This is a genomic window from uncultured Mucilaginibacter sp., assembly GCF_903913935.1.
In the GTDB taxonomy this organism is placed as follows: domain Bacteria; phylum Bacteroidota; class Bacteroidia; order Sphingobacteriales; family Sphingobacteriaceae; genus Mucilaginibacter.
This window is the reverse complement of the sequence record NZ_CAIWNH010000600.1, coordinates 1-11243: the sequence shown is the minus strand read 5'-3', so window position 1 is coordinate 11243 and position 11243 is coordinate 1. Positions and strand designations below refer to the sequence as shown.

8 protein-coding genes and 1 tRNA gene are annotated in these 11243 nt (G+C 39.9%); 8 read left to right on the top strand and 1 reads right to left on the bottom strand.

The window, feature by feature from the left end:
• Positions 1–3: 3 nt before the first annotated feature.
• A tRNA-Ser gene (locus tag QZY09_RS24580) sits at positions 4–90 on the bottom strand.
• 364 nt (positions 91–454) lie between these two features.
• Between QZY09_RS24580 and QZY09_RS24575 the strand changes: the two genes are divergently transcribed.
• From QZY09_RS24575 to QZY09_RS24540, 8 genes are all read left to right on the top strand, one after another.
• Positions 455–1300, top strand: coding sequence for an ATP-binding cassette domain-containing protein (locus tag QZY09_RS24575; RefSeq protein WP_295677359.1), 846 nt, complete (start codon positions 455–457; stop codon positions 1298–1300).
• Positions 1293–2060, top strand: coding sequence for a hypothetical protein (locus QZY09_RS24570; RefSeq protein ID WP_295677356.1), 768 nt, complete (start codon positions 1293–1295; stop codon positions 2058–2060). Before QZY09_RS24575 ends, QZY09_RS24570 begins: the two co-directional genes overlap by 8 nt.
• Before the next feature lie 15 nt (positions 2061–2075).
• Entirely contained in the window at positions 2076–2474 is a 399-nt protein-coding gene (locus QZY09_RS24565; protein ID WP_295677353.1) for a GntR family transcriptional regulator, read from the top strand.
• Entirely contained in the window at positions 2458–3210 is a 753-nt protein-coding gene (locus tag QZY09_RS24560; RefSeq protein WP_295677350.1) for a hypothetical protein, read from the top strand. Before QZY09_RS24565 ends, QZY09_RS24560 begins: the two co-directional genes overlap by 17 nt.
• The gene (locus tag QZY09_RS24555) at positions 3207–4094 is read left to right on the top strand and encodes an ABC transporter ATP-binding protein (RefSeq protein ID WP_295677347.1); all 888 of its coding nucleotides are present in this window, start codon (positions 3207–3209) and stop codon (positions 4092–4094) included. The genes QZY09_RS24560 and QZY09_RS24555 overlap by 4 nt, the downstream gene beginning before the upstream one ends.
• A gap of 22 nt (positions 4095–4116) precedes the next feature.
• Positions 4117–7755 carry a hypothetical protein gene (locus QZY09_RS24550; RefSeq protein ID WP_295677345.1) on the top strand — a complete coding sequence of 1213 codons (3639 nt, stop codon included), beginning with the start codon at positions 4117–4119 and terminating at the stop codon, positions 7753–7755.
• A 998-nt stretch (positions 7756–8753) separates the two neighbouring features.
• The gene (locus QZY09_RS24545; protein ID WP_295677343.1) at positions 8754–8909 is read left to right on the top strand and encodes a hypothetical protein; all 156 of its coding nucleotides are present in this window, start codon (positions 8754–8756) and stop codon (positions 8907–8909) included.
• Positions 8910–9378: 469 nt separating this feature from the next.
• A partial coding sequence (locus tag QZY09_RS24540) for a PAS domain S-box protein (RefSeq protein ID WP_295677340.1) occupies positions 9379–11243 on the top strand: 1865 nt, incomplete at its 3' end.

The following is an 11243-nucleotide window of genomic DNA, read 5'->3' as shown; positions in this document are numbered from 1 at the left end:
TTGCGGTGAGGGAGGGATTCGAACCCTCGGTACAGTTTCCCGTACGTCAGTTTAGCAAACTGATCCTTTCGGCCTCTCAGGCACCTCACCATTTTGGTCTTATCAACCGTTATTCCTTAAACCCCTTTTTTCGGGACTGCAAATATAGCAATTCGCATAAGCCGTCAAAAAAAAATTTGTTTTATTGGCAAAAAGGGCGGTTTGTTGACGAAATCTCAAGTTTTCTGGTTTGTATCGCATAGATAATCAGGCGCCTGCCGGCTTTTTATAAAAAAATAGTTTTTAACCCGGAAGCCTGTCTGCCGTAAATATTATAGCAAATAACCGAATGAAAGTGCTTTTCAGGCGTGTTTTTGCTGCGGGCAAAGCTTAAAAAAAATATTTTCAAAATATTTGTTAATCTAAAAAACAACCCTACATTTGTAGTGTACTATTATACTAATACACTATGGGTATGATACAAATTGAAAATTTAAGTTTTGGATACCGAAAGAAGGCTTTGCTTTTTGAGGGACTGAACCTGTCGTTAAACAAAGGGCATATTTACGGCCTGCTCGGAAAAAACGGCGCCGGTAAATCAACCTTGCTAAAAAACATGACCGGACTTGCTTTTCCGCAAAAGGGCAGCTGTTTGTATAACGGGGTAAATGTTTCAAGTCGGCCCGTTTCAGTTTTGGAGGATATTTATTTTATTGCCGAAGAGTTATATGTTCCCTCTCTTACGCCAGTGCAGTTTGTTGCCAATACCGCCGGGTTTTACCCAAAATTCAATCAAAGCGATTTTTACCATTATCTTAAACTGCTGGACGTTGATATGGACGGCAAAATGGACAAACAATCCTTTGGGCAACAAAAAAAGGCCATGATCGCTTTTGGGCTTGCCACAAACACAAACCTCCTAATAATGGATGAGCCTACCAACGGCCTGGATATTCCCTCAAAGGTACAGTTTCGCAAATTGATCGCATCCGTGCTTACTGATGACCGCTGTATGGTGATCTCCACCCACCAGGTAAGGGATCTGGACAGCCTGATCGATACCTTATTGGTTTTGAACGACCGCGAAATTGTGGTTAACCTGCCTATGGATGAAGTGGTGGACAAGCTGATTTTTGGTATGTATCCTGATACAGCAGGCCTGCCTGTTGTTTATGAAGAAGAAAGCATCCGTGGTAAAAATGCTATCCTGCGCAATACGACAGGCAAGTTTAGTAAGGTTGATCTTGAATTACTCTTCAACGGCATTATCTCCGGAAACAAAACCTTGTTGGAAATATTAAAAACATCGCCAAATGAATAACATATTTAACTTAGGCAGGTTCAGCAGGCTGTTTGTTAAGCATACGGTCGAAAATTATAGGAGTTACCTGATGTCGTTAACCGTATTGATGGGGGTAATGATACTGGGCGGCAGTTTCCTGATTTATATGATTGAGGCGCCAATGGACAAAGGTTTGCAAACTGCTCTTTTTTCCATCATCCTTTTATTGGCCGGCACGATTTTTACCAGCACCATTTTTGCCGGGTATGGCGACAAGAAAAAAGCTGTCGCGTTGCTTACTTTACCTGCATCGCATTTTGAGAAATTCCTCGTCGCATGGATCTATTCTTTTTTACTCTTCATCATACTTTATACTAGTGGCTTTTCCCTCGTTGTATCATTTGCGATAAACGTTAAACATTTTCCGGGGCACCAGGATGGGGTGATTAACTTTTTTAAAACACCAGTATGTGAAATGTACGTGTTATATGCACTAATGCATGCGGTTGCTTTTTATGGGGCTATTTTTTTCGACAAGCTACACTTTATAAGAACCGCCTTTTTGTTTTTTATTTCAGTTGGGTTATTAATTAGCGTCAATAGAATTCTGCTGGGTGTCTTTATCCCCAGGCCCGTTGATATCACTGTACCGTTTGGGGGCTTAAGGATTCAAAGCAATCAGCGAACTTTCGAGATCAATATTAGTCATCAGGATTACTGGATGATCACCATCATTTCAGTTTTGGCAGTGATATTTTGGATAGCGGCTTATTACCGGTTAAAAGAAAAACAGGTTTAATTAACAAGTAGAAAAATGGAGTTTAGAGACAACGAAGCTATCTACCTGCAAATTGCTGCTTTTGTAAGCGAAAATATTTTGATGGGGAAATGGCCTTCAGAACAAAAGATACCATCCGTACGCGACCTGGCGGTAGGGCTGGAAGTTAACCCCAACACAGTGATGCGTTCGTACGAATTTTTGCAAAACCAGGGAGTGATCTATAACAAAAGGGGCCTGGGTTTATTTGTTGCCCCCGATGGTTACGATAAAATAAAAGCATACCGCAGGGATCGCTTTATTGAACAGGACCTGCAGGGCATTTTTAGAAATATGTATTTGCTGAGTATCAGTTTTGAAGAAATGCAGCAATGGTTTGAGCAGTTTAAAAAGGATAATTACAAATCGGACAATAACAATGAAAACAAGTTATAAATTGGTATTTGCGGGAATCATCCTGGTTTTAATATCGCTGGTATGGTACGATTTTTTACTTAAAGGAGCTTATGTTTCAGGGAAATACAAAGATCCATATAACTCTTTTGTTGATTTAAAATTTAAGGACTTTGACACTGTTGACCTGGTTTCTTCAACTGCAGTAAATGTAAAATTTGTGCAAGGGCCGTTTAAGGTGAGGATCGATTCGAATTTTTCACCATATACCCGCATCAAACAAATTGGAAAAAAATTGCGCATCAACGCAGTATTTGAAGACGGCTACCTCTCTGACCCGAGTACGTATACGCTTGTAATTTCATGTCCTCATCTTTCAACTATAAATACCGATGCTACCTACAAGGCAAACGGCAAACATGTAACCGATACGGTAGTAAGGGATGACTGGCGGATGCGCCAGGTTTTGATAGAAGGGTTTAAACAGGATAGCCTAACCATTAACCAGGACTATGGCTGCACGGTTATCCTGGCGAACGATCATTTTCAAACGGTTAATGCCAATATTGGTAAAAAAGAAAAGAGCGGTTCAAATCTGGTGATTTTGGAAAATAATCAAATTCAAAAAGCGAACCTGGCTATTTTAAATACCAGCAAATTGATATTGAATAACGCTCAAATCGGCGACATGAATTACCACCTGGCCGACAGCGCCAAATTGATATTGACCGGTAAAGCACAAAACTTATTAAAAAAATCTAAATCTGAACAAAAATGAAATTAACGATCAACAACCTTTCTAAAACCTATCCAAATGGCGTTCAGGCAATAAAAGATGTTTCATTAACCCTTAACAATGGCATGTTCGGGTTGTTGGGGCCCAACGGCGCAGGTAAATCCTCGCTGATGCGTACCATTGCAACCTTACAGGAGGCTGATTCGGGCAGCGTTTTTCTGGACGGCCTGGATGTGTTAAAAAACAAAACAGAAGTACGGCAACTGCTTGGCTATTTACCCCAGGAATTTGGTGTTTATCCAAAAATATCGGCCGAACGTATGCTGGATCATATAGCGCAATTAAAAGGTATCGGCAATAAATCGGAACGAAAGGACCTGGTAAATTCGCTGTTGGAAAATGTCAATCTGTCAAAAGACAAAAAGAAGCATTTAGGCACCTATTCAGGCGGGATGAAGCAACGCTTTGGCATAGCCCAGGCCCTGATTGGCAACCCGAAACTAATTATTGTGGATGAGCCGACCGCGGGTTTGGATCCGGCGGAAAGAAATCGTTTTTACAACTTATTGAGCCGGTTAGGGGAGAATACCATCGTCATCCTTTCAACCCATATTGTAGAAGACGTGAGCACGCTTTGTTCCAATTTCGCGATCATTTGCATGGGGGAGGTTTTGTATTCAGGCGAACCTGAGAAGGCGGTAAACGAAATGGAAGGGAAAATATTCAGCAAGGCCATCAATAAAACGGAACTGGGGCATTACCAGGATGATTTTAAAGTGATCTCTACCCAATTAAAAACAGGCAAATTGCATATCAGGATAATACAGGAAACTGAACCGGGGAACGGCTTTGCTCCGGCCATCCCCAACCTGGAGGATGTATACTTCAGCAATATTGCTACCCGTGTTGATGTAAATACTATTTAACCACCCATTAAACTTATTGGTTATGTTTTGGAAAATATTTCTGTTCGAAATTCAGAACAGGCTGAGAAGGCCTGCCGTATATTTATACTTTATTGCTGCGCTGATTTTTGCAACCTTCATTTTTGCAACCGGATCAATGCCACTGGCTGAAAAGGAGCATATTAATTCGCCATACACGATCGCATTGTATTGCGCGGCTATTACCATGCTCATGATGCTGATCAGTTCGTCAATAATGGGCACGCCACTATACCGTGATATTGAATACAATACAAAGGACTATTACCTTACTTATCCAATAACAAAGGCTGGATATTTTTGGGGGCGCTTCATTGGCTCATTTTCAAGCATGTTGTTTATTGCTTCCGCGATAATTATCGGCGCTTACCTCGGCACCAAACTAGGACCTGCCATGGGCTGGAGCGACCCTAAGCAATATGGCCCCAATTATTTAAACTACTACCTGCATCCTTTTTTTATGATGGCCTTGCCCAACCTGTTTTTTACTTCTGCCCTGTTTTTTGGGCTGGTGGCCATAACCCGCAGTGTAAAGGTAATTTATGCCGGAGGTATCTTACTGTTTTTAGGCTATTTTCTCTCCATATTTTTCCTTAACCATACCAATAACGCCACAGTAATTAACCTTGCTGATCCGTTTGGAATTAACGGGGTGAGGTTGCAGACGAACAATTCTTCATCTATTCAACAAAATACAACCGCATTCCCTATTACCGGAACATTTTTGCTTAACCGTGTGATTTGGACAGGTGTTGGCCTTGTGATCCTTTTATATACGTATTTTACATTCAGTTTCGAAAAGTTCTTTAGTGGTAAACGGGATAAAGCTGCCATTGATAATGAACCTGCTGCGGCAAAGAAAGCGTTTGTACCAAGTGCCAATACCAGTTTTAAGGGATCATATAACCGTAAAACACTGGCTAATCTTACTAAAATTGAATTGCTGAATATCATTCGGGATAATTATTTCTGGATCATTCTTTCGGCGGGTGTTTTTTTCCTTGGTTTTGTTTTCTGGATGGGCAACAATGATAACGGCGTACCTCAATTTCCACGTACGGTAATGCTGATGGGTATTTTCAACAGTGTTTTTACTTTCTTTATCTTTTTCATCATCATCTTTTATACCGGCGAAACACTTCACCGCGACAGGATAACCCGCTACGCCTATATCAACGACTCGTTGCCACCACCAAACTGGGTGTTAAACGGTTCAAAACTGATAACCCTGTTAATACTCGGTTTAGGTTTAACATTAATCCCGCTGGTAACCGGTTTTGTAGTGCAAACGGGCAAAGGTTTTCACGACTATAACTTTCCGGTTTATTTGATCTATATGTTCATCATTACTTTACCGTCGCTGTTAGAAATGGTAGTGTTTTCATATATGGTACATGTGCTCATCAACAATAAATTCGTGGCCCACGGCATTGGCGTTTTCTTTTGGGTGGGCATTTTCTTTTTGCGCACATCTGGTATTTTTAACTATAATTTACTGCTTTATTCTTATACCCCGTGGTTTGGTGTGTCCGACATGGATGGAATAGGCCACATGATGGCACCCGTCAATTGGTTTAACCTGTACTGGTTGCTTTTTGGCGGCTTATTGATCATCCTTTCGGGCCTGTTTTATTACAGGGGCGTAATATCTTCCTTTAAGGAAAGATTGCAGTTGGTTCCGGAGCGTTTTGATAAAAAAACCAAACTGATCAGTGCGGTTTTACTGGCTGGTTTTTTATCCGTTGCTGCCTATAACTACTATAATGTTAGCTATTTAAATAATTATACGCTCAAAGGTGAAGGCGATGACAGGGCAATCATTTATGAAAAAACATTAAAACATTTTGCCAGCCTGCCATTGCCAAAAATCACCAGGGTAAAAATGTTCGCGGATATTTATCCCGATAAACAGGCTCAGTATGTAAAAGCTTTTTTGACTGTTGTTAATAAAAACGATAGGCCGATATCGCAGATGTTGTTGGATGGAGATGAACTTTCGGATTACAATATAAAGATCAATGGCAAGCCCATGCCTTTTACAAGCCCGTTAATCTATCACCGGACGTTTTTTAGCTGGTTCAGGCCCGCGAATGACACGGCAGCCTATCGATTGTACCGGTTTGAAAAACCGCTGGCGCCGGGCGACTCGGCACTGCTGGAAGTTAATTCACAGGTAACCATTAGAGGTTTTGACAATGGCTTATACGGGCAGCACCTGTTGCGCAATGGCACTATCTTTACAGGTGGACTGCCTGAATTAGGTTATGATGATGACGACGAGATCGGCAGCCCTTATGTGCGTAAGAAAGCTGGTTTGCCACCTAAAGAGGAAGAAGATATTGCTCGAAATGATCCCGAAGGTTTTAATAATCTTAAAGCAGGCAAAGCTTCTGATCTTTTTAGTTTCGATCTTACCATCAGTACTTCGGGCGATCAAACCATGATCTCATCCGGCGAGCTGGTAAAACAATGGAAACAAAACGGGCGCAACTATTTCCATTTTGTACAAAACCAGCCGGGAATGTATTCGCCGTTGGCCGCAGTGGGCGCAAAATACGCTGTGGCACATGATACCGTGCAGTTGGAACACCCGGTAAACATCAGTATTTACTACGATGCGAAACATAGCTGGAATGTCAGCAGGTTTATGGCTGCGTACAAAGATGGGTTGCACTATTTTAATACCGCATATGGCCCTTATCCGTTCAAAGATATCCGCTTAGCCGAAACTTCGCAATATGGGCCTCGTACCGGTTCATTTACGACTTTTGATACCTACGCCGAGTATTTTGCATGGTGCGCCCATTTTGATGACCCCAATGAAACAGACTATTGCTATTTTAATACTGCCCAGCAACTGGCGCAGCAGTGGTGGCGTTTCCAGGTGGCGCCAAATAATACCGTAGGGTCATTAAATATTGCCGAAGGATTAGCGCAATACAGCGCCCTGGTGATGATGGAAAAGAAATACGGCAAGGATAACATGAAATGGATAACGATGGATCAGTTATGGTTTTACCTCTTTGTAAGGCGCCGGCTTGAAGAGCCGGAGCATCCTTTGATCCGCTCAAATACCTGGTTTGAATGGGGTGGTAAAGCGGCAGTGGCATTGTACGGTTTAAGGGACATGATAGGGGAGGACAGCATAAACACAGCCCTCAGAGAGTTTAAAGATGCCTATGCGTTTAAAAATAAACCGCCATTTGCGGGCAGCAATAATCTTTACAGTTATTTGCAAAAACATACGCCCGACAGCCTGCAATACTTTTTAAATGATACCTGGCAGAAAATAACTTTGTATGATAATAAGTTGGTTGATGTTAAGGCCGTTCCGACCGGAAAAAACAATGAGTATAAAGTGACTTTGAAAACAGATGTAGCCAAAGTTTATATCGACAGCAAAGGCAACGATGTGCCGGCCCTGGAAATGAATGATTACATTACCATCGGCATATTTGCCGCTGATAGCAAAAATAAGGAAGGACGGACGCAGGTAAATCCGTTGTATTTAAAGAAATACAAGCTTACTTACGGCAAGCACACTATTACGTTAATTGTTAAGGGTAAGCCTGCACGGGTAGGTATTGATCCATATAGCAAACTAATCGACCGTAATCCTAATGACAATATGAAAGACTTTTGACCTCGGCTTCTATAAGCGCATGCTCAATTAAAACGTCCATGTACGACGCAAGCGGCTGGTGGCAATTGCAACAAATATAAGATGCGGTAATGTTTTCCAGATTAAATACTTTGATAACCTTGATGTTTTTATGAAATACGGAATTAATACAAGGCTGATTTAAGCAGTATAAACTGTAATAATTTGTAGGTTGGTTCATGTTTCTAAATAATAATAACGCTAAGTTGTAAAATCTGCAGGATACTATTTATAGAATTAAATATGAATTATTTGTAGTTGTTCCGTTGATAAAACATGGCAACTTTTGTTTAATGGTAAAAAATAATTCCTGGTAGTATAGAACCATACAGGTTTAACAATAAGACTATGGTATACCTTAGTGACGGTATTTTGCTAATTAAAAATCAGGCCCCGGATAAACCATTTTTATAGCGGTTTAATGGGGCCCTTTCTGGCAAAAATCACAACAAATCTGCATGTTCTTTCAAATACATGTCAAATACAAGATGCAGGTATTTTTTCAGGGAAATTATTTTAACCAATAGCATAAAACTGGTTCAGGCACTTACCGCATTGGTATCTTTTTACAATCCGCGGAAACAATGCTTTTATTAATATACCGCGGTGTATGCGGGTAGGTTGCCCACCCTTGCATTTTGGGCAAGTGTGCTTCTTGTTTTCGATTTTTTGTTCTGCAATAAGTGATGGGGCTGGTTGGGGCGCTATGTCTGTCATACTCTTTTTGTTTTTAATGGGATAATTAGGTAATAAATTCGTTGTAATCATTTGCCGGGCCTGCCTAACTGCAAATTATTTACTTAGCAATTTTAATATCTTGCCAAAGAAGGTATTAATCTTCATGGGGTAAATATTGCAGCCCATTTGAATGTTTTGCCGGTTCTTTTTTTTGAAATTACTATGGGCGCTAATTTGTAAAACCTTGCGGGAATATCACATAAAACCGATTATGAATAGTTAGTTGTGGTTTGGATGATACGATGAGCATAATATTCATTGATGAAATAATTAAAAGCAGGAAGTTCGGCTCTGGCTACCTCGTTTGTGATGAGCTGGATTTAGCATTTAAAAAAGTTTTTGCATTAACGGAGAAAAAGCTTTTAGATAATGGGAAGGGTATTTTTTTTGCTTTTTAAAATTGTAAAGTCACAATACTATTATAAATATGTAAATAATATCAAAATGGATGGGCAAATGTTCACTTCCAGACATCATACTAAATATGATGCTAAATTCCATTTGAGTTGATATTACGCTCGTAGTACAATTTATGAATCAATTGTAATAGTATGTACTACAAATTGTAAATAAAATACCAATACCTACAGAAAGATAAATATTTGATAAATATTATTTCGTTTTAAATAATTGTACGCAAAATATAGCCATTTCATTTGCGTAAAAGGAAAGGTTTTAGATATTTTCGTTGATATTTAAATAAGCAAAAGAAACAATCTGGTTGTTTATTCCGTTTATTTTTTTAAACTTTACTTACCTGCTGCTAGTTTATAACTTATATCTATACGCCATAAACAGGTTTTTAGTTGAAGGTATTTAAATTGATGCCGGAATAATAATTATACCCGGTTACTTAACCACCGATATATGAAACCCTATTCCGACCCTGAACAGATTATTGATGCCGGGAACATTACCAGCGAAAGCATTAAATCTCATATCCGTTTTCGTAAGCTGATTGAAAATAGCCACGAGGGTATTTCACTGTTGGATAAGGACCTGAACATTATTTATCGCAGCCCTGCGGCCGCCCGTCTTGGCGGATTGCAAAATGATACCCGGGATAATGTGCCTATTTTTGAAACTGTCCATCCCGACGAAAGGGAGTATTTTACCGATCTGCTTGGTAAAGTATTAATAAGTGAAGGTGTGCCCATCTCCTCGAAATACCGCACTAAACATATCAAGGGACATTACATCTGGATAAACATTGTGTTTACAAATTATCTTAATGATCCTGATATCAGGGCTATTGTGGTAAACTGGAGGGATATCACAAATGAAAAGGAGGCCGAAGACAAACTGCTGGCAAGCCAAAAACGGTTTAAAGCATTACTTGAAAACGGCACCGAGGGGATTATTTTATTTGATGCCGGGCGTAAACCCATTTACGTATCACCATCCTTTAAAACTATAATGGGTTATGACGAAACTGAATCGTACCAGTTAAATACTAATAAAACGGTACATCCCGATGACGTTAGTTATGTAATGGCAAAATTTAAAGATAGTTTAAACGCCCCTGGATTGCCCATTAAGGATATTATTTACCGGATATTGCACAAAGACGGGCACATTATTTACGTGAATGTTACCATAACCAATTTTTTAAACGATCCGGATATCAATGGTATTATTTATAATTATACGGATGTTTCTGAAGGTAAAAAGCTTCAAAATGAACAAATAGAGTTACTCAGCAAACTGAAAGAAAGAAACCAGTTTATTGAACAGATCCTTCAAAATCTCCCTGCAGGTATAGTAGTTAACCGGATGGACAAGCAGGAGGTTATCTTTATCAATAATAAATTCGGAGAGATTTTTGACTACGAGGTCAGTAATCTTGAGGATTACTCAGCTGTTTTTAAAAATCTGTATCCTGATGATAATTATCGTAAAGACGCAGCCGAAAAAATCTTTTCAGCATTGGCGAGCGGTGATCCGTCGCAAATGGAATTCCCGCACGTAGAGATTGTAACTCCGAAAAACAATAAAAAGATCATTGATTTAAAAATAATTCCGCTTTACGAGCAACAGCTATTCATCACCACCATGATGGACGTAACAGCCCAGGCAAAGCAGGAAGCAGAGTTATTAAAAACAAAAGCTAACCAGTATGCCATTATCAATGGAACCAATGACCTGGTTTGGTCGGTCGATTCGGATTTTAAAATAATTATTGCAAATAACCGATACCGGGAATTTGTTAAAGCCAACCTTGGGATCGATTTGAAAGAAGGCGATGATGCACTGCTGGAGGGCTATGGCGGTGAAATTACACAACGCTGGAGGGTAGTTTGCCAGCGGGCGTTAAAAGGGGAACGAATTTCTTTTACCGATCAGATGTTCGATAAAAGAGTGAACAAACTTCAATATGGTTTGGTATCGGTAAACCCAATGTATAATGAGATCGGGACTTTATTCGGTGTGTCCTGCAATATTAGAAACGTCACTGAGGAAACAGTAAACCTGATAGAGCTACGTCTTATGAAAGACAATCTTCAGAAGGTTTTTGAATCATCCCTGGATATGATCTGTAAGGTGAGCAGCGATGGCTATTTCCTTAGTGTAAGTCCCGCTTCTAAACAAATTCTTGGTTATGCGCCTGAGGAAATGATCGGTAAACTGGTAATTTCATTTATAGCGCCGGAAGATCGTGAAATGACCGAAAAAAGAATTGTCCTGCTTAAAAAAGGTAAAGATCTTATCAATTTCGAAAATCGGTATGTCCG

Excerpts from the sequence above, each read along its gene's own strand:
- QZY09_RS24575 (WP_295677359.1), top strand. The coding sequence starts at position 455 with ATGATACAAATTGAAAATTTAAGTTTTGGATACCGAAAGAAGGCTTTG.
- QZY09_RS24570 (WP_295677356.1), top strand. The coding sequence starts at position 1,293 with ATGAATAACATATTTAACTTAGGCAGGTTCAGCAGGCTGTTTGTTAAG.
- QZY09_RS24565 (WP_295677353.1), top strand. The coding sequence starts at position 2,076 with ATGGAGTTTAGAGACAACGAAGCTATCTACCTGCAAATTGCTGCTTTT.
- QZY09_RS24560 (WP_295677350.1), top strand. The coding sequence starts at position 2,458 with ATGAAAACAAGTTATAAATTGGTATTTGCGGGAATCATCCTGGTTTTA.
- QZY09_RS24555 (WP_295677347.1), top strand. The coding sequence starts at position 3,207 with ATGAAATTAACGATCAACAACCTTTCTAAAACCTATCCAAATGGCGTT.
- QZY09_RS24550 (WP_295677345.1), top strand. The coding sequence starts at position 4,117 with ATGTTTTGGAAAATATTTCTGTTCGAAATTCAGAACAGGCTGAGAAGG.
- QZY09_RS24545 (WP_295677343.1), top strand. The coding sequence starts at position 8,754 with ATGAGCATAATATTCATTGATGAAATAATTAAAAGCAGGAAGTTCGGC.